The 23,749-nt window shown below is 67.7% G+C and carries 22 protein-coding genes, 2 rRNA genes and 1 pseudogene (1 of these 25 cut by a window edge); 17 read left to right on the top strand and 8 right to left on the bottom strand.

Annotated elements, in window-relative coordinates; all coding sequences use genetic code 11:
* The first annotated feature begins 130 nt into the window (after positions 1-130).
* From M2165_RS07095 to M2165_RS07105, 3 genes are read left to right on the top strand one after another with little or no spacing between them, the layout of a single operon-like run.
* Positions 131-1,096 (top strand): diacylglycerol kinase family protein, encoded by a 966-nt coding sequence (locus tag M2165_RS07095; RefSeq protein WP_280813971.1) that lies wholly within the window; start codon positions 131-133, stop codon positions 1,094-1,096.
* A complete protein-coding gene (locus tag M2165_RS07100) occupies positions 1,093-1,902 on the top strand; it encodes a metallophosphoesterase (RefSeq protein WP_280813972.1) in 810 nt (269 codons plus the stop codon). The genes M2165_RS07095 and M2165_RS07100 overlap by 4 nt, the downstream gene beginning before the upstream one ends.
* A 10-nt stretch (positions 1,903-1,912) precedes the next feature.
* Entirely contained in the window at positions 1,913-2,734 is an 822-nt protein-coding gene (locus tag M2165_RS07105; protein WP_280813973.1) for a phosphatase PAP2 family protein, read from the top strand.
* A gap of 7 nt (positions 2,735-2,741) precedes the next feature.
* Here the strand turns inward: M2165_RS07105 and M2165_RS07110 are convergent, their stop codons facing one another.
* Positions 2,742-3,812: an asparaginase gene (locus M2165_RS07110; RefSeq protein WP_280813974.1), complete on the bottom strand. Its 1,071-nt coding sequence runs from the start codon at positions 3,810-3,812 to the stop codon at positions 2,742-2,744.
* A gap of 145 nt (positions 3,813-3,957) precedes the next feature.
* On the opposite strand from M2165_RS07110, the gene M2165_RS07115 reads away from it, so the two are divergent.
* Positions 3,958-4,638, top strand: a complete 681-nt coding sequence (locus M2165_RS07115; RefSeq protein ID WP_280813975.1) for a TetR family transcriptional regulator C-terminal domain-containing protein — start codon at positions 3,958-3,960, stop codon at positions 4,636-4,638.
* On the opposite strand, the gene M2165_RS07120 is transcribed toward M2165_RS07115, so the two are convergent.
* Positions 4,628-4,870 carry a helix-turn-helix domain-containing protein gene (locus tag M2165_RS07120; protein WP_280813976.1) on the bottom strand — a complete coding sequence of 81 codons (243 nt, stop codon included), beginning with the start codon at positions 4,868-4,870 and terminating at the stop codon, positions 4,628-4,630. The two genes, M2165_RS07115 and M2165_RS07120, sit on opposite strands and share 11 nt — an antisense overlap.
* 15 nt (positions 4,871-4,885) lie before the next feature.
* On the opposite strand from M2165_RS07120, the gene M2165_RS07125 reads away from it, so the two are divergent.
* The 8 genes from M2165_RS07125 to M2165_RS07160 all read left to right on the top strand — a co-directional run bounded on the left by M2165_RS07125 (position 4,886) and on the right by M2165_RS07160 (position 12,108).
* The gene (locus tag M2165_RS07125; RefSeq protein WP_280813977.1) at positions 4,886-5,161 is read left to right on the top strand and encodes a hypothetical protein; all 276 of its coding nucleotides are present in this window, start codon (positions 4,886-4,888) and stop codon (positions 5,159-5,161) included.
* Positions 5,162-5,256: 95 nt separating this feature from the next.
* Positions 5,257-5,844 carry an NAD(P)H-dependent oxidoreductase gene (locus M2165_RS07130; RefSeq protein ID WP_280813978.1) on the top strand — a complete coding sequence of 196 codons (588 nt, stop codon included), beginning with the start codon at positions 5,257-5,259 and terminating at the stop codon, positions 5,842-5,844.
* Positions 5,841-7,121 (top strand): amidohydrolase family protein, encoded by a 1,281-nt coding sequence (locus tag M2165_RS07135; RefSeq protein ID WP_280813979.1) that lies wholly within the window; start codon positions 5,841-5,843, stop codon positions 7,119-7,121. Before M2165_RS07130 ends, M2165_RS07135 begins: the two co-directional genes overlap by 4 nt.
* Before the next feature lie 17 nt (positions 7,122-7,138).
* On the top strand, positions 7,139-8,002 hold the full coding sequence (locus M2165_RS07140) for a creatininase family protein (RefSeq protein WP_280813980.1): 864 nt from the start codon (positions 7,139-7,141) through the stop codon (positions 8,000-8,002).
* 66 nt (positions 8,003-8,068) lie between these two features.
* Positions 8,069-9,052 carry an ABC transporter substrate-binding protein gene (locus M2165_RS07145; RefSeq protein ID WP_280813981.1) on the top strand — a complete coding sequence of 328 codons (984 nt, stop codon included), beginning with the start codon at positions 8,069-8,071 and terminating at the stop codon, positions 9,050-9,052.
* Between the two features lie 31 nt (positions 9,053-9,083).
* Positions 9,084-9,920 (top strand): ABC transporter ATP-binding protein, encoded by an 837-nt coding sequence (locus tag M2165_RS07150; protein ID WP_280813982.1) that lies wholly within the window; start codon positions 9,084-9,086, stop codon positions 9,918-9,920.
* Positions 9,917-10,720 carry an ABC transporter permease gene (locus M2165_RS07155; RefSeq protein WP_280813983.1) on the top strand — a complete coding sequence of 268 codons (804 nt, stop codon included), beginning with the start codon at positions 9,917-9,919 and terminating at the stop codon, positions 10,718-10,720. The genes M2165_RS07150 and M2165_RS07155 overlap by 4 nt, the downstream gene beginning before the upstream one ends.
* A gap of 11 nt (positions 10,721-10,731) precedes the next feature.
* Positions 10,732-12,108 carry an FAD-binding oxidoreductase gene (locus M2165_RS07160; protein WP_280813985.1) on the top strand — a complete coding sequence of 459 codons (1,377 nt, stop codon included), beginning with the start codon at positions 10,732-10,734 and terminating at the stop codon, positions 12,106-12,108.
* A gap of 12 nt (positions 12,109-12,120) precedes the next feature.
* Here M2165_RS07160 and lnt read toward each other — a convergent pair whose 3' ends face one another.
* The 4 genes from lnt to M2165_RS07180 all read right to left on the bottom strand — a co-directional run bounded on the left by lnt (position 12,121) and on the right by M2165_RS07180 (position 15,999).
* Positions 12,121-13,698, bottom strand: a complete 1,578-nt coding sequence (gene lnt, locus M2165_RS07165; RefSeq protein WP_280813986.1) for an apolipoprotein N-acyltransferase — start codon at positions 13,696-13,698, stop codon at positions 12,121-12,123.
* Positions 13,698-14,576 carry a transporter associated domain-containing protein gene (locus M2165_RS07170; protein WP_280813987.1) on the bottom strand — a complete coding sequence of 293 codons (879 nt, stop codon included), beginning with the start codon at positions 14,574-14,576 and terminating at the stop codon, positions 13,698-13,700. Before M2165_RS07170 ends, lnt begins: the two co-directional genes overlap by 1 nt.
* A gap of 110 nt (positions 14,577-14,686) precedes the next feature.
* Positions 14,687-15,415: a GNAT family N-acetyltransferase gene (locus tag M2165_RS07175; RefSeq protein WP_280813988.1), complete on the bottom strand. Its 729-nt coding sequence runs from the start codon at positions 15,413-15,415 to the stop codon at positions 14,687-14,689.
* 110 nt (positions 15,416-15,525) lie between these two features.
* Positions 15,526-15,999, bottom strand: a complete 474-nt coding sequence (locus M2165_RS07180; protein WP_280813989.1) for an Lrp/AsnC family transcriptional regulator — start codon at positions 15,997-15,999, stop codon at positions 15,526-15,528.
* A 167-nt stretch (positions 16,000-16,166) separates the two neighbouring features.
* Here M2165_RS07180 and hppD point away from each other — a divergent pair.
* The 5 genes and pseudogenes from hppD (at position 16,167) to M2165_RS07205 (ending at position 21,804) form a co-directional block, all read left to right on the top strand.
* Positions 16,167-17,295, top strand: a pseudogene (hppD, locus tag M2165_RS07185) (4-hydroxyphenylpyruvate dioxygenase).
* A 31-nt stretch (positions 17,296-17,326) separates the two neighbouring features.
* Positions 17,327-18,133 carry a transporter substrate-binding domain-containing protein gene (locus tag M2165_RS07190; protein WP_280813990.1) on the top strand — a complete coding sequence of 269 codons (807 nt, stop codon included), beginning with the start codon at positions 17,327-17,329 and terminating at the stop codon, positions 18,131-18,133.
* Positions 18,134-18,149: 16 nt separating this feature from the next.
* On the top strand, positions 18,150-19,025 hold the full coding sequence (gene phhA / locus M2165_RS07195; RefSeq protein ID WP_280813991.1) for a phenylalanine 4-monooxygenase: 876 nt from the start codon (positions 18,150-18,152) through the stop codon (positions 19,023-19,025).
* Positions 19,026-19,176: 151 nt separating this feature from the next.
* Positions 19,177-20,871: an AMP-binding protein gene (locus M2165_RS07200; RefSeq protein WP_280813992.1), complete on the top strand. Its 1,695-nt coding sequence runs from the start codon at positions 19,177-19,179 to the stop codon at positions 20,869-20,871.
* Positions 20,872-21,804, top strand: coding sequence for an MBL fold metallo-hydrolase (locus M2165_RS07205; RefSeq protein ID WP_280813994.1), 933 nt, complete (start codon positions 20,872-20,874; stop codon positions 21,802-21,804). It abuts the gene before it with no gap.
* A gap of 107 nt (positions 21,805-21,911) precedes the next feature.
* Here the strand turns inward: M2165_RS07205 and rrf are convergent.
* Positions 21,912-22,024 (bottom strand): 5S ribosomal RNA (gene rrf, locus M2165_RS07210).
* A 120-nt stretch (positions 22,025-22,144) separates the two neighbouring features.
* A 23S ribosomal RNA gene (locus tag M2165_RS07215) occupies positions 22,145-23,749 on the bottom strand; it runs 1,270 nt beyond the window's last position.

Consider the following 23,749-nt stretch of genomic DNA (forward strand, 5'->3'; position numbering starts at 1 on the left):
CGGGATGCCGGCCGCCGGAACCTTCCGGCCGGCCGTGCGACAAACAGGGCCGGGCCGCGCACCGCTTGCGCGGCCGGACTTCCGCTCCTTCCCTCGGCCCCCCGGGCCGGCCCCCAGCCGCTTCACAGACATGCCACCGCCCCTCACCGGTCCGGACACCCCGCTCTTCATCGTTCTCAACACCGGCTCCGGCAGCACGGATGCCGCCGAGACCCGCCGCGTCATCGAAGAGGGCTGCACCGCGGCCGGGCGCCGGCACCGCATCTTCGAGGTCGACGCGCGCGCGACGGTGCAGGCGCTCGCGCGCGAGGCGGTCGAGCGCGCCCGCGCCGTCGGCGGCGTGGTGGTGGCCGCGGGCGGCGACGGCACGATCAACACGGTGGCGCAGGCCACGCTCGGCAGCGGCCTGGCCTTCGGCGTGCTGCCGCAGGGCACCTTCAACTACTTCAGCCGCACCCATGGCATTCCGCGCGACACGGCCGCCGCGCTGCAGGTGCTGCTGACGGAACAGCCGCAGCCGGTGCAGGTGGGGCTGGTGAACGACCGCGTGTTCCTCGTGAACGCCAGCATGGGCCTGTACGCCGAACTGCTGGAGGAGCGCGAAAGCTACAAGGCGCGCTACGGCCGCAGCCGGTGGATCGCGTTCTTTGCCGGCCTGCTGACCGTGATGCGCGGCCACCGCAACTGGAACCTGCGCATGGCCTGGCGCGGGCAGGAGCGCGCCATCCGCACGCCGACGCTCTTCGTGGGCAACAACCCGCTGCAGCTGCTGCAGGTGGGCATCGCGCATGCCGATGCGCCCGAGAACGGGCAGCTCGCCGCCGTCACGCTCAAGCCGCTGGGCATGCTCGCGATGCCGGGCCTGCTGGTGCGCGGCGCGCTGGGCCGGCTCGGCAGCGCCGACGAGGTGCTGAGCTTTCCGTTCGAATCGCTGACGGTGAACGCGGGCCGCTCGCGCGGCCCGCGCCGCGTGAAGGTGGCGACCGACGGCGAGATCGCCTGGACCGAGATGCCGCTGCTGTTCCGCGTCTCGCCCGAACCGCTGTGGCTGGTGCGGCCCGAGACGGCGCCGGAGCTGGAGGCGGCCAAGCAATGAGCTGCCTGCTGCAGATCTCCGATCCGCACTTCGGCACCGAGCAGCCCGAGGTGCTGGCCGCGCTGGAGCGCTTCGCGCGCGAACTCGCGCCAGCCGTGGTGGTGCTCTCCGGCGACATCACCCAGCGCGCCACGCGCCGCCAGTTCGCGGCGGCGCGCGCCTTCGTCGACCGGCTGCCGGCGCCGGTGGTGGCGATTCCGGGCAACCACGACATTCCGCTGTTCCAGCTCGGCGCGCGGCTTCTCACGCCCTACGGCCGCTATGCCGACGCCTTCGGCGCCGAGCTGGAGCCGGTGTTCGAATCGCCCGAATGGCTGGTGATCGCGGTCAACACCACGCGCTGGTACCGGCACGAGGACGGCGAGGTCTCGCCCGCGCAGATCGACCGCGTGGCTGACCGGCTCGCGCGCGCCGCGCCCGGGCAGCTGCGCGTGGTGGTCACGCACCAGCCGGTGCTGGTGACGCGGCCCGAGGACCTGCACAACCGGCTGCACGGGCACGAGGCGGCGCTCGCACGCTGGTGCGCGGCGGGCGTGGACCTGATCCTCGGCGGCCACATCCACCTGCCTTTCGTGCGTTCGCTCGACGAGGCCTGCGCGAGCTGCCCGCCCACGGCATGGGCCGTGCAGGCCGGCACGGCGGTGTCGTCGCGCGTGCGCGGCGGCCAGCCGAACTCGGTCAACGTGCTGCGCGCGGCAGGGCCTGCGGACGCCCGCGGCTGCGAGGCCGAGCGCTGGGACCATTCGGCCGTCGAGGGCGCCTTCGTGCGCGCCAGGTCGTGGCGGCTGGCGCTCGCGGGCGGCTAGAGTCGGCCACATGCCATCGGAAGCACCTGCCCTCGTTCTTCTCGCCCAGCAGCTCGGCGCGCATGCGCTGGCCTGGTTCTTTGCCGCCCTCGCGGTGTCGGTGCTCGGCACCGGTGCGGTCTGCCATGCGCTGATGAAGCGGCGCCGGGCCCGCAATGCGCGCGAGGGAGAACCCGAGGAGCCGCGGCTCGCAGGCGCGCTGGTCCTCGGCTTCATCGGCATCCTCGCTGCCGCGAGCCTGGTCGCCTACCTCGCGTCGAAACTCGGCGACGGCCGCCTGCTCGGCCTGGCCGACCAGGCTCTGGCCGATGCGATCGGCGCGAGCGTGCCGTGGGCGGCGCTCGTCGCCTTCAGCTGGCTCACGCACCTGGGCGACTTCGAGTTGCTGGCGCCCGTGTGCGTGGCGGTGGGCTGGCTGCTGTGGCGCAAGGCGCACCACGGGCTCGCGCTCGGATGGGTGATGGCGCTCGGCGGCATCGTGCTGCTGAACCCCGCGCTCAAGCGCATCTTCGCCCGCGCGCGGCCGGTGCACGACCACGGCCTCGCGATGGAGACCAGCTTCAGCTTCCCGAGCGGCCATGCCGCCGGCGCGATCGTGAGCTACGGCATGCTGATGTACCTGGCGCTGCGCCTGCTGCCGCCGCGCTGGCACGTGCCCGCGGCCATGGCGGCGGCCGCCGCCATCGTCACGATCGCGAGCAGCCGCGTGTTCCTGCAGGTGCATTTCGCGAGCGACGTCGTGGCCGGCCTGCTGACCGGGCTCGCGTGGCTGCTCGTGTGCGTGGGCAGCCTCGAATACGCGCGGCACCGCAGGCGCCGCGCCGCGCGTTGAACGCGGGTCAGTACTCCCAGAAGATGCGCTGCAGTTCCTTGGTGTCGCTGGTCTTCGTCAAAGCCACCATTGCCAGGATGCGCGCCTTCTGCGGACGCAGGTCGTGCGCCACCACCCAGTCGTACTTGTCGTCGGGCTGCTCGGCGTTGCGGATCACGAAGCCGTCGGCCACGCGCGAGCTGCGGATCACGATCACACCGTCGGCGCGTGCCTTCTGCAGGTTCGGCACCACGCGCGCCGCGACCGAGCCGTTGCCGGTGCCGCCGTGGACGATGGCCTTCACGCCGCTCTTCGCGAACGCATCGATGGCGATCGGCGAGACGCCTTCATAGCCGAGCGCGATCTCCACCGGCGGCAGCGCGTTGATGCTGTCGATGTCGAACTCCGAGTTCATGGTGTGGCGCTTGACCGGCGCGCGGAACCAGTAGTTGCGGCCCTCGACCACCATGCCCAGCGGACCCCACTGGCTCGAGAAGGCGCTGGTCTTGATGTTGACGTTCTTGCTCACGTCGCGGCCGCTGTCGATGTTGTCGGCCATGGTCACGAGCACGCCCTTGCCCATGGCGTCCTTGCTGCCGGCCACGCTGACCGCGTCGTAGAGGTTGAGGGCGCCGTCGGCCGAGAGCGCCGTGCCCGGGCGCATCGAGCCGACCACCACGATCGGCTTGGCGGTGTGCACGGTCAGCGTGAGGAAGTAAGCGGTCTCCTCGAGCGTATCGGTGCCGTGGGTGATGACGATGCCGTCCACGTCGGCCTGCTTCGAGAGCGCCGAGACGCGCTTGGCGAGCGTGAGCAGGTTGTCGTTGGTCATGCTTTCGGAAGCGACCTGGAACACCTGCTCGCCGCGCACGTTGGCGATCTTCGAGAGTTCGGGCAATCCGGCGATGAGCTTGTCGACGCCGACCTTGGCGGCCGCGTAGGTGGCGCTGTTGACGGCCGAGGCGCCGGCGCCCGCGATGGTGCCGCCGGTGGCGAGGATCACCACGTTGGGCAGGGCCTGCTGCGCCTGCGCGATGGCGCTGGCGGCGAGCAGTGCGGCACCGGCCGCGAAAGCCCGGAGGCGGGAAGAAAAGTGCATGAGGAACTCCTTTGCTTTAACAATTTTGGAAGCGGCGAAAAGATACATGAACCGTGCCGGCATGCCCGCGCCCGCCATGCCGGCACGGCATGCGGCCATGCGCGTGGGATTACCATTCGGGCCGGCGCCTCGCGCCGCTCCAGACATGAACGCCGATCCCGCCGCCCTGCCGCCCGCTGCCGCCCCCCAGGAAATGCCCGCCCCCGAAGGCCCGCTCTCGCGCGCGCGGCCGGGGCGCGAGCGCATCATGGCGGCGATCCGCACGGCGGCCATCGCCGAGTTCAGCCTGCACGGCCTCAAGGGCACCTCGACGCAGGCCATCGCCGCCCGCGCCGGCCTCACCAAGCCCCAGCTGCACTACTACATCGCCGGCAAGGAGGAGCTCTACGAAGAGCTGCTGATGCAGGTGCTGCATGCCTGGAAGGTGGTGTTCTCGTTCGAGGACGCGAGCGATCCGGCCACGGTGCTCGGCGACTACATCCGCAAGAAGCTCGACCATGCCTTCGACAACCCCGAGATCTCGCGCATCTTCACGCGCGAGGTGCTCGACGGCGGGCGCAACCTCGACCGCTACTGGCCCAACGCGCGCGCGTGGACGCAGAAGAAGGTCGACATCATCAACGGCTGGATCGCGCGCGGACAGATGCGCCCGCTCGATGCGCGCCTCCTGCTGATGCACATCTGGGCCATGACCCAGAGCTACGCCGACTACGCGATCCAGACCCGCGTGATGCTCGGCCTCGCGCCCGACGCGCCGATCGACCGCGAGCCGATCGCGCGCGAGCTCGTGGGTTTCGTGCTCGCGGGCTGCGGCATCAGGGCCTGAGCGCCTGCTTCGACCAGCGCTCGATGCCGTCGAGCAGCTCCAGCAAGCCGCGCGCACGCTGCGTGACCGCATAGCGCACCGCGCGCGGGAAGCCCGCGGCGACTTCCCGTCGCACCAGCCCGCGGCGCTGCAGCGCCGTCAGTCGCTCGGAAAGCACCTTGGCCGTGATGCCCGGCAGCAATGCCATCAGCTCGCCATGGCGCAGCGCCGCGGCATTCAGGTGCCAGAGCACGAGGGCGTTCCAGCGATGGCCGAGGAAAGCGAGCCAGTCCTCGACCGGACACGCCCGCGGCGGAACGGGCGCCGGCAGGTCGAGCGGCGCCGGCGCGGCGGCGACGGACCGGGGGCTTTCGGTAGAGGGGCTTGTCATGGTTTCCGATGCGGCGACATCGCGCTGCTCAAGGCCGAATGGACGATCGAGGACGACGCAGGCGCCGTGCGCGCCCGCGGCAGCAGCGTCGAAGTGGCGCGGCGCCAGCCCGACGGCGGCTGGCGCTACGTGATCGACCGCGCGCTCGAATAGCGCCCCCGGGCGCCGGCCCCAATCCGGTGCATCCGGCTTGGCACGTCGCTTGCATAACCTGACCACTTGCTCTGATTAAGCGGTCAAAAATCACCATGCGCGTGCTCGTCGTCTACTGCCACCCGGTCGAAACCAGCTTTCACGCAGCCCTGCACCAGGAAGTGCTGAGGAACCTGCGCGCGGCCGGGCACGAAGTGGACGACTGCGACCTGTACGCCGAAGGCTTCGACCCGGTGCTCTCGCGCGAGGAGCGCCTGGGCTACCACGACGTGCCGAGCAACCAGCTGCCGCTCAAGCCCTACGTGGAGCGGCTGCAATGGGCGGAGGCGCTGGTCTTCTGCTTCCCGACCTGGTGCTTCGGCCTGCCGGCGATGCTCAAGGGCTACTTCGACCGGCTGTTCATGCCGGGCGTGGCCTTCGACATCAGCGACCCGGCGAACGTGAAGCCGATGCTCACCCACATCAAGCGCATCAGCGCGGTCGTGACCTATGGCCGGCCGCGCTGGATGGCCTGGTACATGGGCGATCCGCCGCGCAAGATCGTCACGCGCTACCTGCTGCGGCTCACGGGCCGGCGCGCCAAGGTGGACTACCACGCGCACTACCACATGAACGTGGCGACCGAGCCCCAGCTGAAGCGCTTCATGGCGCGCGTGGGCCGCGCGATGGCGGGCTTCGCATGAACGCGCCCGCCGTGCTCCACAACGCGCGCCTGCCGCGCTGGCTGCTGCCTGCCGACTGGCCGGCGCGCGACGGCGTGCCGGTGCTGGCGCGGATCGCGATCGAGAACGGCCGCGTCCACGCGGTGCGACCGGAAGCTGCCGCCGATGCCGCACCCGCACCGGGCGGCTGGGATCTGGCCGGCACGCTCGTGCTGCCGGGATTCGTCGATGCGCACACGCACCTCGACAAGGCCTTCACGCTGCCGCGCATGAAACAGGTGCAGCCGGGCCTGCTCGGCGCGATCGACGCGATGCTGGCCGACCGGGTGCACTGGAACGCGGCCGACGTGCGCGAGCGCGCCGCGCGCGGGCTGCAGTGGGCCTGGGAATGCGGCACCACCCATGTGCGCACGCACGTGGACTGGTGGGAGCCCGATGCGGTGCCGCTGGCCTGGCCGGTGATGGCCGAGCTGGCGCAGGAATGGCGCGGCCGCATCAGGCTGGAGCAGGTCGGGCTGATCAAGCTGCCGCTCTTCGAGGATGCGGAACAGGCGCTGCGGCTCGCGCGGCAGGTCAAGGCCACGGGGCCGCATGCGCTGCTCGGCGGCTTCGTGCATTCGACCAACTGGAGCGAGAACGCGCTGCGCAACCTGCTGGTGTCCGCGCAGGCCTGCGAGCTCGACATCGACCTGCATGTCGACGAGGAACTCAATGCCGCGGCGCTAGGCCTGGAAACCACGGCCCGGATCCTGCGCGAGATCGGCTACGAAGGCCGCGTGGTCTGCGGCCACGTCTGCGCGCTCGCGGCCCAGCCCGAGGCCCGCGCGCTCGCCACGCTCGACGCAGTGGCGCGCGCGCCGATCACCATCGTCTCGCTGCCGGCCACCAACCTGCTGCTGCAAGACGCGGTCACGGGCCGCACGCCGCGGCAGCGCGGTATCACGCTGGTCAAGGAAGCGCGCGAGCGCGGCATCCCGCTGCTGTTCGCGAGCGACAACGTGCAGGACCCGTTCTGCCGCCTCGGCAGCTTCGACCCGGTCGAGGCGCTGGGCACGGCCGCGCTGGTGGCGCAGCTCGACGAGCCCTTCGACACCTGGTCGCAGGCCCTGTGCCGCGCCGACTGGCTGCAGCGCGGCCGCGCGCCCGAACGCCCGACGCTGGCGGGCGCGCCCGCCGACCTGGTGCTCTTCACCGAGGCCGACTGCTTCGGCTGGCCCTCGCGCAGCGCCGCGCGCGTGGTGCTGCGCGAGGGCCGCGTGACGCGCGGCGCGCCGCCCGCCGCATGGCGTGCCCCTTAACCCCAAGGACCTTTCCGATGCTCCACGGCTACATCCCACCCCATCGCTTCCTGCCCTACCTGAGCTGGACCGAGATCGCGGCGCTGCCCGACCGCGAGAACACCGTCATCGTGCTGCCCTGCGGCGCGATCGAGCAGCACGGCCCGCACCTGCCCTGCTCGGTCGACAGCGTCATCAGCTCGGGCGTGATGGGCCGCGCGCTCGAGAAGCTGCCGGCGGAGGTGCGCGCCTTCGCGCTGCCGACCATCACCTACGGCAAGTCGGAAGAGCATCTGCACTTTCCGGGCACCATGACGCTGACCGGCACCACGCTGCTCGCGACCGTGACCGAGATCGGCGAATCGGTCTACCGCGCGGGCTTTCGCAAGCTGCTGTTCGCCAATGGCCACGGCGGCCAGCCGCAGGTGCTGGAGATGGCGGCGCGCGAACTGCGGCTGCGCCACGGCGACTTCGTGGTGGTGCCGCACGGCGTGTCGCGGCTGCCGAGCGCGGCGAGCCGGCAGGTGAGCGAGCAGGAGAAGAAGCTCGCGATGCACGCCGGCCATTCCGAGACCGCGCTGATGCTCGCGCTCGCGCCCGAGACGGTGCACATGGAACGCGCGGTGGCCAACTTTCCGCCGCCCTTCCCGATCAAGCTGCTCTCGGCCGACGGCCGTCCGGCGTGCGCCTGGACCGCACGCGACTTCGGCCCGAGCGGCGTGATCGGCGACCCGACCACGGCCACGCGCGAACAGGGCGAAGCGATCCTCGAGACGCTGTCCGACAGCTGGGTGCAGGCGCTGACCGAACTGCATGCGCTGCGCTGGCTGGTGCGCGAGGAAGCCACCTGGGAGCGCGGCCACCAGCAGGGCTTCGTCCAGCAGCGCTTCGAGCCGGCCTGAGCCTGCTTCTTGCATCGCCGAATCTCCGACATCTTCCAACCCCACCTCCCCGAAAGGCCGACTCCCATGCGCTCCTTCGCACTGTCCCTCGCCGGCGCCGCCGCCATCGCCCTCCTCGCCGCCGCGCCCGCGCAGGCCCAGGAGAAGTTCACCTACATGACCAACTGGTACGCGCAGGCCGAGCACGGCGGCTTCTACCAGGCGGTGGCCCTGGGCATCTACAAGAAGCACGGGCTCGACGTGACGATCAAGATGGGCGGCCCGCAGGTCAACATCACGCAGATGATGGCCGCCGGCCAGGCCGACTGCATCATGGGCTCGAGCGACATCCAGATGATGCAGGTGCGCGAAGGCGGCGTGCCGGTGGTCAACGTCGCGGCCTTCTTCCAGAAGGACCCGCAGGTGCTGATCGCGCACGACGACGTGAAGAAGTTCGAGGACCTGAAGGGCAAGACGCTGCTGATCGGCGCGCAGGCGAACCGCGGCTACTGGCCCTGGCTCAAGGCCAAGTTCGGCCTCAAGGACGAGCAGACGCGCCCCTACACCTTCAACATCCAGCCCTTCGTGGCCGACAGGAACACCGCGCAGCAGGGCTACCTGACCTCCGAGCCCTATGCGATCCAGAAGGCCGGCGTGAAGAGCACGGTGCTGATGTTCAGCGACCACGGCTTCCCCGCCTACGCCACCACGGTGTCGTGCATGGAGAAGACGGTCAAGGACCGCAGCAAGCAGGTGGCCGCCTTCGTCAAGGCCTCGGCCGAGGGCTGGAAGAGCTACCTCGCCGATCCCGCGCCCGCCAACGCGCTGATCAAGAAGGACAACCCCAACATGACCGACGACCAGCTGGCCTACAGCGTGGCCAAGCTCAAGGAGATGGGCATGATCACCGGCGGCGACGCGGCGCAGCTCGGCATCGGCGTGATCACCGATGCGCGCGCCAAGGCGAGCTACGACTTCCTCGTGGGCGCCAAGCTGCTCGACCCCGCGAAGGTCGAACTCGCGAAGACCTACACGACCGAGTTCGTGAAGGACGCGAAAGTCATCCCCTGACCTCGACCCTGCAGCAGCCGGAATCCCGCGCATGAACCGCATCGATCCCCACACGCTCGCGCCGCCGGCGGAGCTCGCGCCCGCCGTGCCCGCGGTCGAGGTGCTCTCGGCCGAGAAGACTTATCCCAACGGCACGCAGGCGCTGCTGCCGGTGGACCTGTCGATCGCCGAGGGCGAGTTCGTCACGCTGCTCGGCCCCTCGGGCTGCGGCAAGAGCACGCTGCTCAAGATGGTGGCCGGCATGCTCGAACCGAGCGACGGACGCCTGCTGGTGTGGCGCCGGCCGGTGGCCGAGCTCCACAGCTGCCCGCGCAAGCTGTCGTTCGTGTTCCAGTCGGCCACGCTGATGCCCTGGGCGAGCGTGAAGACCAACGTGCGGCTGCCGCTCGACCTGGCCGGCGTGCCGCGCAGGGAGGCCGATGCGCGCGTGATGGAGTCGCTCGCGCTGGTGGGCCTGGAGAAGTTCGCCGACGCACTGCCGCGTGCGCTCTCGGGCGGCATGCAGATGCGGGTGTCGATCGCGCGCGGCCTCGTCACCCAGCCCGACCTGCTGCTGATGGACGAGCCCTTCGGCGCGCTCGACGAGATCACGCGCCACAAGCTCGACGCCGACCTGCTCGAGCTGTGGCGCAAGAAGAAGCTCACGGTGATCTTCGTGACGCACTCGATCCACGAGGCGGTGTTCCTGTCGACGCGCGTGGTGATGATGGCCGCGCGGCCGGGCCGGGTGGTGGAGCAGTTCCACATCGACGAACCCTATCCGCGCAGCCCCGACTTCATGGTGACGCCTGAGTTCGCGCGCCATGCCAAGCGCCTGCAGGACAGCCTGCTGCGCGCGAGCCGCGCCGACGAGGAGCATGCACGATGAAGACCGTCCCGCTCCTCGCCCGGCCGCGCGTGCAGCGCGTGCTCTATCCCGTGCTCATCGGCCTGGTGCTGCTGGCGCTGTGGCAATGGTTGGTGGTGGCGATGGAACTGCCGCCCTACCTCGTGCCCTCGCCGCTCCTCATGGTGCAGACGCTGTTCACCGACTGGGCGCCGCTCGGCAGCGCGCTGCTCGTCACGCTCAAGATCACGCTGCTGTCCTTCGTGCTCGCGACGGTCGCGGGCGTGCTGATCTCGTTCCTCTTCGTGCAGAGCAAGCGCATCGAGACCGCGCTCTTCCCCTATGCGGTGCTGCTGCAGGTGACGCCGATCGTGGCCGTGGCGCCGCTCATCATCATCTGGGTCAAGAACCCGGTGGCGGCGATGACGGTGTGCGCGGCGCTGGTGGCGCTGTTCCCGATCATCAGCAACACCACGCTGGGGCTGCGCAGCATCGATCCCGACCTGCAGAGCTACTTCAAGCTCAACCGCGCGACGCGCTGGCAGCAGCTGGTGCGGCTGCGCATTCCGAGCGCGCTGCCGTACTTCTTCGGCGGGCTGCGCATCTCGAGCGGCCTCGCGCTGATCGGCGCGGTGGTGGCCGAGTTCGTCGCCGGCACCGGCGGCTCGGGCGCGGGGCTGGCCTACCAGATCCTGCAGGCCGGCTTCCAGCTCAACATCCCGCGCATGTTCGCGGCCCTGCTGCTGATCTCGCTGACCGGCGTCGCGCTCTTCGTGCTGATGGCCTGGCTCACCAAGCTCGCGCTGGGCGCCTGGCATGCGAGCGAACTTTCCCAGGATTGATTGAACCGACCATGAACGCCTCCGCCTCCACCATCGAAGCACTGATCGCCGAACTGCCGAACCTCGACTGGATCACCGACGAGGGCCGCGTAACGCGGCTGTCGCAGGACTTCTCGTGGTTCAGCCCGGTGCTGAACCGCCAACTCAAGGACAAGCGCGCCGACGCGGTGGTGCGCCCGCGCAGCGAGGACGAGATCCGCGCCGTGGTCGGCGCCTGCGCGCGCCACCGCGTGCCGATCACGATCCGCGGCAGCGGCACCGGCAACTACGGCCAGACCACGCCGCTCGCGGGCGGCGTGGTGCTCGACATGACGGGCTACAACGCCTGCCTCTGGGTGCAGCCCGGCGTGGCGCGCGCGCAGGCCGGCATCCGCCTCGGCGAGCTCGAGAAGCAGACCAAGGCCTCGGGCCAGGAAATGCGCTGCGTGCCCTCCACCTACCGCAGCGCCACGCTGGGCGGCCTGTTCGGCGGCGGCTTCGGCGGCGTCGGCTCGATCAACTACGGGCCGCTGGGCGCGCCCGGCAACGTGCTCGGCATCCGCGCGATGACCATCGAGGCCGAGCCGCAGGTGGTCGAGCTGCGCGGCCCCGAGGCGATGCGCATGCACCACCTGTGGGGCACCAACGGGCTGGTGCTCGAGCTCGAGGTCGCGCTCGCGCCGGCGCATCCCTGGCTCGAGACGCTCGTCACCTTCGACGACTTCGCGGACGCGCTGCACTTCGCCGACAAGCTGGCCAACGCACCCGGCATCGTGAAGCGCGAGATCGCCTTCTTCGCGGCGCCGATCCCGGACCACCTCGCGCAGCTGTCGGCCTACCTGCCCAAGGGCTGCCATGCGGTGCTGTCGCTCGTGGCCGAGTCGTGCGAGGGCGCGATGCTGCAGTTCGCGGCCGCGCACGGCGGCACCGTGAGCTACCGCAAGACCGCCGCCGAGGTGCAGAAGAGCAACCGCACGCTGATGGAGTTCACCTGGAACCACACCACCCTGCATGCGCTCAAGGTCGATCCCACGCTGACCTACCTCCAGAGCGGCTTCGTGCCGGGCCGTCATGTGGCGCAGATCATCGAGATGGAGAAGCTGCTCGGCGGCGAGGTGATGATGCACATCGAGTTCATCCGCAACGTGGCGGGGCTCATGACCTGCAGCGGCCTGCAGCTGGTGCGCTTCAGCACCGAGGAGCGGCTGGCCGAGATCATCCGGCTCCACCGCGCGCACGAGGTGCACATCAACAATCCGCACGTCAACATCGTGGAGGACGGCAAGGCCGGCGGCCCGCTGCCGCCCGAGGTCATCGAGATGAAGAAGCGCTTCGATCCGATGGGCCTGCTGAACCCCGGCAAGCTGCGCGACTGGCCGGTGCGGGCGGCCGAGCCGGTGGCGGCCTGAGCCCGCCGGGCCTCAGCCCTTGCGGCGCAGCGCGAAGGCCACGGCCACGATCGCGAAGGCCGCGATCCACAGCGGCCACAGGCCGAAGGGCGCGACCCAGCGCGCGAAGGGCGTGAGGCCGCTGCGTCCCTCGACCGTGGCCTCGAGCACGCCGCGCGTGAGGCGCGGCAGCGCATGCGTGACGCGGCCTTCGGCATCGATGACCACGGTGGCGCCGGTGTTGGTGGCGCGCACCATCGGCCGCGCGAACTCGAGCGCACGCATGCGCGAGATCGCGAGGTGCTGGTCGATCGCCACGGTGTTGCCGAACCAGGCGATGTTGCTGACGTTGAGCAGGATGGTCGGCGCCGTGGCCTCGTCCTTGAAGTTGGCGCCGATCTCGTCGCCGAACAGGTCTTCGTAGCAGATGTTCGGCGCGATGCGCTGGCCCTGCCAGGCGAAGGGCGCCTGCGCGAGACCGCCGCGCGCGAAGTCGCCGAGCGGGATGCTCATCATGTCGATGAACCAGCGGAAGCCCGGCGGGATGAATTCGCCGAAGGGCACGAGGTGGTGCTTGCTGTAGCTGTACGGCTGCGCGGCGGCGCCGGGCCGGAAGCCGAGCACCGCGTTGCGGTAGGTGCCCTGCCCGCCGAGCGGCAGGCCGACGATCGCGGCCTGCGTGCCCTGGGCGTAGCGCGCCTGGATGGCTTCGAGGTAGCCTGCCGGCAACTGCTGCGGCAGCAGCGGCAGGGCGGTCTCGGGCGTGACGACGAGCGAGGCCCTGGCATCGCGGAGTTGCTCGCCGTACCAGCGCAGCGCGATGTCGATGCCGCCGCCGGGGATGAACTTCTCGTCCTGCGGGATGTTGCCTTGCAGCAGCGCGACCTGCAGCGTGCCGCTGGACGCGCCGGTGCCGGCCGGTGCGGTGGCGAAGTGCGGCGCCGTGAGCGCGCCGGCCGACAGCATCGCGGCGACCGCCACTTCCATGGGCCGCGTCGGCCGAACCAGCACGCCCAGCGCCGCCACCAGCGCGGCGACCGCGCCGATGCCGTACACGCCGATCCAGGGCGCCCAGGCGGCCAGCGGCCCGTCGACGTGCGCATAGCCGCCGGCACCCCACGGGAAGCCTGTGAACCAGCTGCCGCGCACCAGTTCGGCCAGGGTCCAGAGCGCGGCGAACACCAGCGCGCCGCCCGGCGCACCGCGCGGGCCGCGCACGACGAACCAGGCGCAGGCCACGGCGTAGTAGAGCCCCAGCGCCGCCGCGAGCGCCACCACCGCGAGGGCCGCGAGCGGTGCCGCCAGCCCGCCGTAGGTGTGCATCGAGATGAAGAGCCACCAGAAGCTGCCCGTGAGCCAGGTAGTGGAGAAGAGCCAGCCATGCAGGCCCGCACGGCGCCAGCCGGCGCCCTCGGCGCGCAGCCAGTCGAGCAGCGCGACGAGCGCGGCCAGCGAGAGCAGTTGCAGCCACCAGAGCGGTCGGCCGTTGGAGGGCCAGGCAATCGAAGCGGCCTGCGCGAGGCCCGCGAGCGCGAAGCCCAAAAGGCGCAGCAGCCCGACGGCGGACAGGGCAGGCCATGCGCGCAGCGGCGCCGCTGCGGCGGACCGCATCAGTCGGCCGCGTTGCCGCCGCGGGCCGGGGAGACCTTGAACCAGCGCACGGCCCCGCCCTTGGTGTGCAGCACCACGAAGTCGAAGCCGCCGATCGCATGGTGCTCGCCGCGCTTGGGCACGCGGCCCATCTCGTGCGCGATCAGGCCGCCGATGGTGTCGAAGTCCTCGCTCAGCTGCTCTGCATCGAAGACGATGCCGAAGGCCTCGGCCACGCGCTCGATCGGCGTGTCGCCCGAGACGCGGTAGGTGTGGTCGGCGAGGCCGAAGATGTCGCCCTCGTCCTCGGCGATGTCGAACTCGTCCTCGATCTCGCCGACGATCTGCTCGAGCACGTCCTCGATGGTGATGAGGCCGGCCACGCGGCCGAACTCGTCGATCACGATCGCCAGGTGGTTGCGGTTGCCGCGGAACTCGCGCAGCAGGTCGTTCAGGCCCTTGCTCTCGGGCACGAAGGTGGCGGGGCGCAGCAGGGCGCGGATGTTGAGGCCGGGCGCGCGCTGGAGCTTGAGCAGGTCCTTCGCGAGCAGGATGCCGATGATGTTTTCCTTCTCGCCCTCGTACACCGGAAAGCGCGAGTGCGCGGTGTCGATGACGAGGTGCAGCAGCGCGTCGTAGGGCGCGTCGATGTTCACCAGGTCCATGCGCGGCGCGGCCACCATCACGTCGCCCGCGGTCATGTCGGCCATGCGCAGCACGCCTTCGAGCATCACGCGCGATTCGGCGCCGATCACCTCGTTGTCCTCGGCGTCCGCGAGCGTTTCGATCAGCTCGTCGCGGGAGTCGGGTCCCGGGTGAATGAATTCAGCCAGCTTCTGGAGAAAGCCGCGCTTGTCTTCCCGTTCGACGGGTGCGCGTTCAGGGTGAGGTTCGGCCACTGCGGCAGGCGTAGTTGAAGAGATGCAAGGATACCGGATTGCGTGTGACAGGCTCTACCCCTGGCGATCCGGTGCGGCGGCGGAGGGCCGCGCCGCGCGGCGTGCGACGGCTACTGGGCCGACTTGCCGCGCGCGTCGCGCACGCCGCTGCGCACTTCCTGCAGGCTGGCGAGGAAGGCCCAGAACTGCTTGGCGCGGCTCTTGAGGTGGTAGTCGACCGCCGCGAAGTGCTCGAGCGCGATCTCGCTCATGCGGCTGTCGAGGGTGGCGCTGGGCAACTGCAGATGGGCCTCGGATTCCGAGCCGCTGCGCACCACGGTGGCGCCTGCGTTGCGGGCGATCTTGAGCATCGCCGCGTTCTCGCTCAGCGCGTGGATGAAGAGCATGCCCACGCCTTCGTTGCGCGCAACGACCACCGCCCGCTCGAACAGCCGCGCGCCATAGCCGCGTCCGCGCGCATGCGCCGCCACCGAGACGCCGAACTCCGCGCAGTCGCTGTGCTGGCCCTCCGGCGCAAAGGCCAGGTGCGCCATCGCGATCAGGTCGAGGCGGCGGTTGTAGATGCCGAAAAGTTCGTCGCGGTCGAAGTCGAGCCCGTCGACGTAGCGCTGGATCTGCGCGTCGCCCGCGGCATAGCCGAAGCGCAGGTAACGGTCGTGCGGCGAGAGCGCCAGCAGGTGCGCGGCGATGCGGTCGCGCTCCCGCGGGCCGATCGAGCGGATCGGCACCATGACGGGGTTGGGCGCCGGGGTGGCGCGCGGTTGCGCCTCAACCATCGGCGCCTTCAGGAACGAGCCGAGGCCGAGAGACGCCTGGAGAAGGGTCTTGGCGGTGAGCATGGCTCAAATATAAGGGTTTTCCCTTAAACCTCAAGTTCACAGGGTACTTTCCGGCTTCATTTGTGAACCATTGTGGATTTCTCGTGGGATTCACGCCACGGGAGTCATGCCTAGACCGGCACGGCCGTGGTGGCCTTGACACGGTCGAGCACGAAACTGGTCTTGCAGTCCTCGACGCTGGGGTGCTTGAGCAGGGTGTCCATGATGAAGCGGCTGTAGTGGCCCATGTCGGCCACCACCACGCGCAGCAGGTAGTCCATGTCGCCGGTCAGCGCCGCGCACTCGACCACCTCGGGCCAGGTCTGGACGCTGGCGCGGAAGAGGTCCATCGGATTGCGCTTGTGGCTTTCGGTGTGCTTCTCGAGGCGCACGTTGAGGTAGGCGGTGAGGCCGAGGCCGACGACCTCGGGCCGCACGAGCGCGACGTAGCGGTCGATGACGCCGCTTTCCTCGAGCCGCTTGACCCGGCGCAGCACGGCGCTCGGGGACAGGCTGACCTGCTCGGCGATCTGGTCGTAGGTCGCGCGTCCGTCTGCTTGCAGCGTGCGCAGAATCAGTTTATCAATCTTGTCGAGTGCTTCCATTTTGCCATTTTTGCAGTTTTGTTGCGTCGTGCCGTGCGCGAGCGCCCGATAACGCTGAAATCATGAGTGCCATCCGGCCTACATTGGGCGCCTGGCCGTTTTCCGCCGTTGCGGGGCCGGCCGCTTCCTTCTTCTAGCCCCCGATCCGAATCTTCTGGAGACCGCACATGAGCCACGCCGACGCACCCGCCTTCACCCCCTGGGAGAACCCCATGGGCACCGACGGCTTCGAAATTCATCGAGTACGCGGCGCCGGACCCGGTCGCCATGGGCAAGGTCTTCGAGCGCATGGGCTTCACCGCGGTGGCCAAGCACCGCCACAAGAACGTGCTGCTGTACCGGCAGGGCGAGATCAACTTCATCGTCAATGCCGAGCCCGATTCGTTCGCGCAGCGCTTCGCGCGCGAGCACGGCCCGAGCGTCTGCGCGATCGCCTTCCGCGTGCAGGACGCGAAGCAGGCCTACGAGCGCGCCATTTCGCTCGGCGCCTGGGGCTTCGCCGACAAGGCGGGTCCCGGCGAGCTGAACATCCCCGCGATCAAGGGCATCGGCGACAGCCTGATCTATCTGGTCGACCGCTGGCCCGGCAAGAACGGCGCAAAGCCCGGCGACATCGGCAACATCGGCTTCTACGACGTGGACTTCGAGCCGCTGCCGGGCGTGTCGTCGGAACTGGCCAAGGCGCCCAAGGGCAACGGCCTGACCTACATCGACCACCTGACGCACAACGTCTACCGCGGCCGCATGAACACCTGGGCCGCCTTCTACGAGAAGCTGTTCAATTTCCGCGAGATCAAGTACTTCGACATCGAAGGCCAGGTCACGGGCGTGAAGAGCAAGGCCATGACCAGCCCCTGCGGCAAGATCCGCATCCCGATCAACGAAGAGGGCAAGGAGCAGGCCGGCCAGATCCAGGAGTACCTGGACATGTACCACGGCGAAGGCATCCAGCACATCGCGATGGGCTCGGACGACCTGTACGCGACGGTGGACGCGCTGCGCGCCAATGGCGTGAAGCTGCTCGACACCATCGACACCTACTACGAACTGGTCGACAAGCGCATCCCGGGCCATGGCGAGGACGTGGCCGAGCTGCACAAGCGCAAGATCCTGATCGACGGCAAGAAGGACGCGCTGCTGCTGCAGATCTTCAGCGAGAACCAGCTCGGCCCGATCTTCTTCGAGTTCATCCAGCGCAAGGGCGACGACGGTTTCGGCAACGGCAACTTCAAGGCGCTGTTCGAGAGCATCGAGCTCGACCAGATGCGCCGGGGCGTGCTGACGGCCGCAAAATAAGCGCCCCTTCACACTTGGCCCAGGAGCCCTCATGCGCAGCAGTTGCCGCACGTTCTCGATCGGTTGGAGCATCATCGCGGTAGCCGCCGCGCTGGCGGGCTGCGCCACGGCGCCGGGCCCGTCGCCGGCCGCCGGCTCGCACCTCGATGCGGTCCAGAAGAGCGCCGTGCTGCGCATCTGCACGCCGGGCGACTACCGGCCGTTCAGCTTCCACAAGGCCGACGGTTCCTTCGAGGGCATCGACGTCGACCTGATGACCGGCTTCAGCGCCAGCCTCGGCGCGAAGCCCGAATGGGTCAAGACCACCTGGGCCAACCTGCTGCCGGACCTCGCGGCCGGCAAGTGCGACATCGCGGTGGGCGGCGTCTCGGTGACGACCGAGCGCCAGAAGCGCGCCTTCTTCAGCGCGCCCTACATGGTGAACGGCAAGACGCCGATCGCACGCTGCGCCGACGTGGCCAAGTACCAGAGCGTGGCGGACATCGACAAGCCCGCGACGCGCGTGATCTTCAACCCGGGCGGCAGCAACGAGCGCTTCGCGCGCGCCAACTTCAAGCAGGCGAAGCTCACGATGCACGGCGAGAACGTGACGATCTTCGACGAGATCCTCGCGAACCGCGCCGACGTGTTCGTGACCGAGTCTGCGGAAGCCATCACCCAGCAGAAGCTCAAGCCCGGACTCTGCGCGATCAACCCCGACAAGCCGCTGCAGTACGGCGAAATGGCCTGGATGCTGCCGCGCGACGACGTGGCCTTCAAGGCCTATGTCGACCAATGGCTGCACCTGCAGCAGGCCGGCGGCGACTTCCAGCGCGTGATGAACCGCTGGCTCAAATAACCGGAGAGCACTTTCCATGGAAATCCCCGCCGCTGCCGTCGTCACGCCTGCCGTCTACGGTGCCTCGGATCGCCCGCCGCGCGGCGACTACGCCCGCGGCGGCGCGGTGCACGCCGACTACACCTGCCCGCAGAACTGGGCCAGCTACACGGCGGCCGACCACGACACCTACCGGCGGCTCTACGAGCGCCAGGCGGCGCAGCTGCCGGGCCTCGCCTGCGATGCCTTCATCCAGGCGCTGCCGTCGCTGGGCGTGAAGGACCGCATCCCGCGCTTCGAGGAGATCAACGAGCGGCTTTCCAAGGCGACGGGCTGGGAGATCGTGGCGGTGCCGGGGCTGATTCCCGAGCTGCCGTTCTTCACCCTGCTCGCGAACCGCAAGTTTCCGGTGACCGACTGGATCCGCAAGCCCGAGGAGTTCGACTACATCGTCGAGCCCGACGTGTTCCACGACCTCTTCGGGCATGTGCCGATGCTGTTCGACCCGACCTTCGCCGACTACGTGCAGCGCTACGGCCAGGGCGGCATCAAGGCGCACGAGCTCGGCGCCGGCGAGAAGCTGGCGCGGCTGTACTGGTACACGGTGGAGTTCGGGCTGATCCGCCAGCGCGACGGCCTGCGCGCGTACGGGGCCGGCATCCTGAGTTCGGTCGGCGAACTGCAGCACGCGGTGCGCAGCGACGAACCGCACCGGCTGCCGCTCGATCTGATGCGGACCATGCGCACGCGATACAAGATCGACACCTACCAGAGCAACTATTTCGTGATCGAGAGCTTCGCGCAGCTGTTCGAACTCACCGCACCGGACTTCACGCCGCTCTACAAGGCGCTCGAGGTCGAGCCCGACATCCCCGCCGGGGTGCTGCTGCCGGGCGAGACCGGCAAGGCCTGAACCGGCCTTTCTCCGCGCCGGCCGCGCTCCGTCGAAGCTGCAGCCGCGCGCCGCGGCTATCGCGCACGCGACAACGTGCATGCGGCCCCTAGGACAAGCCCGCTGGTGGTGGACTGTGCCCGGCTCCCACAATCCGCGCAAAGGAGCTTGCATGCAGACATCCGCGCAACGACAGAACTATCCGGCCGACGTGCCGCACGAGATCGATCCGGACCAGTACCGGTCTCTGTCCCACATGTTCGACGAGGCCTTCGGCCGCTATGCCGACCGGCCGTTCTCCGTCTGCATGGAGCGCTGGATGACCTACGGCGAGCTCGACACCCTGTCGAAGGCGCTCGGCGCATGGCTGCAGTCGCTAGGCCTCGAGCCCGGGGCCAGGGTCGCGATCATGCTGCCCAACATTCCGCAGTTCGCCGTCGCGATGTGCGCCGTGCTGCGCGCGGGCTACACCTGCGTGAACGTCAATCCGCTCTACACGGCGCGTGAACTCGAGCACCAGCTGAAGGATTCGGGCGCCACGGCGATCGTCATCCTCGAGAACTTCGCAGCCACGCTGGAGCAGGTGATCGAACGCACGCCGGTCCGGCATGTCGCGCTCACGGCGATGGGCGACCTGCTGGGCGGCCTGTACGGCACCTGGATCACCGTTGCCGTCCGCCACCTCGCGAAGATGGTGCCGCCGTTCAAGCTGCCGCTCGGGGAGGGCCGCAGCGTGACGCCGTTCACCGAAGCGCTGGCGCAGGGACGCTCGCGCACGCTGGCGCCGGATCAGAGCACGCTCGAGTCCATCGCCTTCCTGCAGTACACCGGCGGAACCACCGGCCTGTCCAAGGGCGCGGTGCTGACGCATCGCAACATCGTCGCGGCCACGCTCCAGGCCGAGGCCTGGTTCACCCCCGCGCTCGCGCGCGCCGGCGACCTTTCCAAGGTCAACAGCATCGCGGCGCTGCCCCTCTATCACATCTTCGCGCTGACGCTCTGCCTGCTGGTGATCCGGCAGGGCTCGCACATGACGCTGATTCCGAACCCGCGCGACTTCGACAAGTTCGTCGCGGTGCTCAAGAAGCGGCCCTTCCACATGCTGCCGGCGGTGAACACGCTGTTCAACGCGCTGCTGATGCATCCGGAGTTCAAGTCCATCGACTTCTCGACGCTTTTCGTGTCGCAGGCGGGCGGCATGGCGGCTTCCGAAGGAACGGCGCGCCGCTGGTTCGAAGTCACGGGTTGTCCGATGATCGAAGGCTGGGGCATGAGCGAGACATGCGCGATCGGCACCAACAACCCGGTGTCGAACACCACCTTCACCGGCACCATCGGCCTGCCGCTGCCGAGCATCGAGATCGCCATCAAGGACGACGAAGGGAATTCGCTTCCCACAGGTACGCCGGGCGAGCTCTGCATCAAGGGCCCGAACGTGATGAGGGGCTACTACAACCAGCCCGCCGAGACGGCGGCAGCCTTCACGGCCGACGGGTTCATGCGCACCGGCGACATCGCCGTGATGCAGGAAGACGGCTATGCGCGGATCGTCGACCGCAAGAAGGACATGATCCTCGTGAGCGGCTTCAACGTCTTCCCCAACGAACTGGAGAACGTCATTTCGCTGTGCCCCGGCGTGGTCGAGTGTGCCGCGGTCGGCGTGCCCGACGAGAAGCAGGGCGAGGCGATCAAGGTCTTCGTGGTCCGCCGCGACCCCACGCTGACCGAAGATGCGGTGATGCAGTACTGCCACAGCCAGCTCACCGGCTACAAGCGGCCGAAGCAGATCGAGTTCCGCGAATCGCTGCCGAAGACCAACGTCGGCAAGATTCTTCGCCGCGAACTCCGGCCCCGCGCGCAGGCCTGAATGGGCCCTCGAGCCGCGTTTGATGCGCTGCCGGCGAACGTCGTCGTCTTCGAGCGCGGCTGGCTGTCTTCGAACAACATCCTGTTCGCCGGCGCCGGCGAGACGGCACTGGTCGACACGGGGTACGTGACCCACGCTGCGCAGACGGTCGCGCTCGTGGAGGTGGCCCTGGGCGACAGGCCGCTGGACCGGGTATTGAACACGCACCTGCACAGCGACCATTGCGGCGGCAACGCAGCGCTGCAGCAGCGCTACCCCGCTTTGCAGACGGACATTCCGCCCGGCGACGCGGCACTGGTCTCGCGCTGGGACGAGGAGGGGCTGCGTTTTCGGGCCACGGGGCAGCGTTGTGCGCCGTTTCTGTTCACGGGGCTGCTCCGGCCCGACACGGAGGTGGTGCTGGGCGATGCGCCTTGGCAGGTGCATGCGGCACCTGGGCACGATCCACACTCGGTCATTCTGTTCGAGCCAGGTTCAGGCACGCTGATCTCTGCCGACGCGCTCTGGGCGAACGGGTTCGGCGTGGCTTTTCCCGAGCTGGCAGGGGAGCCGTCCTTCGCTGATATCGCCGCGACCCTGGATCTGATCGAGCGACTGGCGCCGCGGGTGGTCATTCCCGGACATGGCTCCGTCTTTCAGGACCTTGGTGCCGCTTTGGACACTGCGAGGCGGCGACTCGAGGCCTTCCAGCGCGATCCTGCACGGCACGCCCGGCATGCGATCAAGGTGCTGCTGAAGTTCAAGCTGCTGGAAGTACAGGCTGCTGATGCGGACGCGTGGCAGGACTGGGTCCGCGGCACGCCTTATCTCGAATTGGTGCGATCGCGTTTCTTTGCGCAAAGCACCTTGGAGGGATTGGCTGCGGAAATCCTGAGCGAGTTGGTGGCAGGTGGCGCGGCCGCCATCGAGGGCGATCGGGTACTGAACGTCTGAATGACTTCAGCAAATAAAAAAAGCGCCTCGTCGAAAAACGAGGCGCTTTTTGCTTTCTGCAATAGAAAAAGCCCAACCACGTGGTTGGGCTTTTCCTGGCTGTAAGAGCCTGACGATGACCTACTTTCACACGGGAACCCGCACTATCATCGGCGCTGAGTCGTTTCACTGTCCTGTTCGGGATGGGAAGGAGTGGTACCAACTCGCTATGGTCATCAGGCATAACTTGTTGTCTGGCTGATCACGTGATCAACCGGACGAATTCATAGAGTTTGGAATCAGCTTGGTTTTTGAATGCGTCAACTTGGCATAACACCTTGATCAGGCTGATCAAAGTTATAGGGTCAAGCCGCACGAGCAATTAGTATCAGTTAGCTTAACGCATTACTGCGCTTCCACACCTGACCTATCAACGTCCTGGTCTTGAACGACTCTTTAGGGGGCTCAAGGCCCCGGCAGATCTCATCTTGAAACGAGTTTCCCGCTTAGATGCTTTCAGCGGTTATCTCTTCCACACTTAGCTACTCGGCAATGCCACTGGCGTGACAACCGATACACCAGAGGTGTGTCCACTCCGGTCCTCTCGTACTAGGAGCAGGCTTCCTCAAATCTGCAGCGCCCACGGAAGATAGGGACCAAACTGTCTCACGACGTTTTAAACCCAGCTCACGTACCTCTTTAAATGGCGAACAGCCATACCCTTGGGACCGGCTACAGCCCCAGGATGAGATGAGCCGACATCGAGGTGCCAAACACCGCCGTCGATATGAACTCTTGGGCGGTATCAGCCTGTTATCCCCAGAGTACCTTTTATCCGTTGAGCGATGGCCCTTCCATACAGAACCACCGGATCACTATGTCCTGCTTTCGCATCTGCTCGACTTGTCAGTCTCGCAGTTAAGCACGCTTATGCCATTGCACTATCGTCACGATGTCCGACCGTAACTAGCGTACCTTCGAACTCCTCCGTTACGCTTTGGGAGGAGACCGCCCCAGTCAAACTGCCTACCATGCACTGTCCCCGATCCAGATAATGGACCTAGGTTAGAACCTCAAACACACCAGGGTGGTATTTCAACGTTGGCTCCACAAGATCTAGCGACCCTGCTTCAAAGCCTCCCACCTATCCTACACAGATCTGTTCAAAGTCCAATACAAAGCTACAGTAAAGGTTCATGGGGTCTTTCCGTCTTTCCGCGGGGAGATTGCATCATCACAAACATTTCAACTTCGCTGAGTCTCGGGAGGAGACAGTGTGGCCATCGTTACGCCATTCGTGCAGGTCGGAACTTACCCGACAAGGAATTTCGCTACCTTAGGACCGTTATAGTTACGGCCGCCGTTTACTGGGACTTCAATCAAGAGCTTGCACCCCATCATTTAATCTTCCAGCACCGGGCAGGCGTCACACCCTATACGTCCACTTTCGCGTGTTTGCAGAGTGCTGTGTTTTTAATAAACAGTCGCAGCCACCGATTTTTTGCAACCCGTTCATGCTTCGTTGTTCACTACACACTAATAGGGCACACCTTCTTCCGAAGTTACGGTGTCAATTTGCCGAGTTCCTTCTCCCGAGTTCTCTCAAGCGCCTTAGAATACTCATCTCGCGCACCAGTGTCGGTTTGCGGTACGGTCGTATACAGCTGAAGCTTAGTGGCTTTTCCTGGAACCTCGTTCAGTCACTTCGCGAGCAAGCTCGCTCGATCGTTGGCCTCGGTATATGTGCACCGGATTTGCCTAATGCACGCCTACATCCAACTAAACCGGGATATCCAACACCCGGATGACCTATTAAGATCCGTCCCCACATCGCACTGTATATCGGTACAGGAATATTGACCTGTTTCCCATCAGCTACGCATCTCTGCCTCGCCTTAGGGGCCGACTCACTCTACGCCGATGAACGTTGCGTAGAAAACCTTGCGCTTACGGCGAGGGGGCTTTT

The sequence above is a fragment of the Variovorax sp. TBS-050B genome, assembly GCF_029893635.1.
Lineage (GTDB): Bacteria > Pseudomonadota > Gammaproteobacteria > Burkholderiales > Burkholderiaceae_C > Variovorax.

Coding starts and splice junctions, on each gene's coding strand:
- M2165_RS07125 (WP_280813977.1), top strand. CDS start 4,886: ATGGCCGAGGAAAGCGAGCCAGTCCTCGACCGGACACGCCCGCGGCGG.
- M2165_RS07200 (WP_280813992.1), top strand. CDS start 19,177: ATGCAGACATCCGCGCAACGACAGAACTATCCGGCCGACGTGCCGCAC.
- M2165_RS07180 (WP_280813989.1), bottom strand. CDS start 15,999: ATGGAAGCACTCGACAAGATTGATAAACTGATTCTGCGCACGCTGCAA.
- phhA (WP_280813991.1), top strand. CDS start 18,150: ATGGAAATCCCCGCCGCTGCCGTCGTCACGCCTGCCGTCTACGGTGCC.
- lnt (WP_280813986.1), bottom strand. CDS start 13,698: ATGCGGTCCGCCGCAGCGGCGCCGCTGCGCGCATGGCCTGCCCTGTCC.
- M2165_RS07110 (WP_280813974.1), bottom strand. CDS start 3,812: ATGCACTTTTCTTCCCGCCTCCGGGCTTTCGCGGCCGGTGCCGCACTG.
- M2165_RS07160 (WP_280813985.1), top strand. CDS start 10,732: ATGAACGCCTCCGCCTCCACCATCGAAGCACTGATCGCCGAACTGCCG.
- M2165_RS07145 (WP_280813981.1), top strand. CDS start 8,069: ATGCGCTCCTTCGCACTGTCCCTCGCCGGCGCCGCCGCCATCGCCCTC.
- M2165_RS07100 (WP_280813972.1), top strand. CDS start 1,093: ATGAGCTGCCTGCTGCAGATCTCCGATCCGCACTTCGGCACCGAGCAG.
- M2165_RS07135 (WP_280813979.1), top strand. CDS start 5,841: ATGAACGCGCCCGCCGTGCTCCACAACGCGCGCCTGCCGCGCTGGCTG.
- M2165_RS07140 (WP_280813980.1), top strand. CDS start 7,139: ATGCTCCACGGCTACATCCCACCCCATCGCTTCCTGCCCTACCTGAGC.
- M2165_RS07155 (WP_280813983.1), top strand. CDS start 9,917: ATGAAGACCGTCCCGCTCCTCGCCCGGCCGCGCGTGCAGCGCGTGCTC.
- M2165_RS07205 (WP_280813994.1), top strand. CDS start 20,872: ATGGGCCCTCGAGCCGCGTTTGATGCGCTGCCGGCGAACGTCGTCGTC.
- M2165_RS07130 (WP_280813978.1), top strand. CDS start 5,257: ATGCGCGTGCTCGTCGTCTACTGCCACCCGGTCGAAACCAGCTTTCAC.
- M2165_RS07150 (WP_280813982.1), top strand. CDS start 9,084: ATGAACCGCATCGATCCCCACACGCTCGCGCCGCCGGCGGAGCTCGCG.
- M2165_RS07190 (WP_280813990.1), top strand. CDS start 17,327: ATGCGCAGCAGTTGCCGCACGTTCTCGATCGGTTGGAGCATCATCGCG.
- M2165_RS07095 (WP_280813971.1), top strand. CDS start 131: ATGCCACCGCCCCTCACCGGTCCGGACACCCCGCTCTTCATCGTTCTC.
- M2165_RS07175 (WP_280813988.1), bottom strand. CDS start 15,415: ATGCTCACCGCCAAGACCCTTCTCCAGGCGTCTCTCGGCCTCGGCTCG.
- M2165_RS07105 (WP_280813973.1), top strand. CDS start 1,913: ATGCCATCGGAAGCACCTGCCCTCGTTCTTCTCGCCCAGCAGCTCGGC.
- M2165_RS07115 (WP_280813975.1), top strand. CDS start 3,958: ATGAACGCCGATCCCGCCGCCCTGCCGCCCGCTGCCGCCCCCCAGGAA.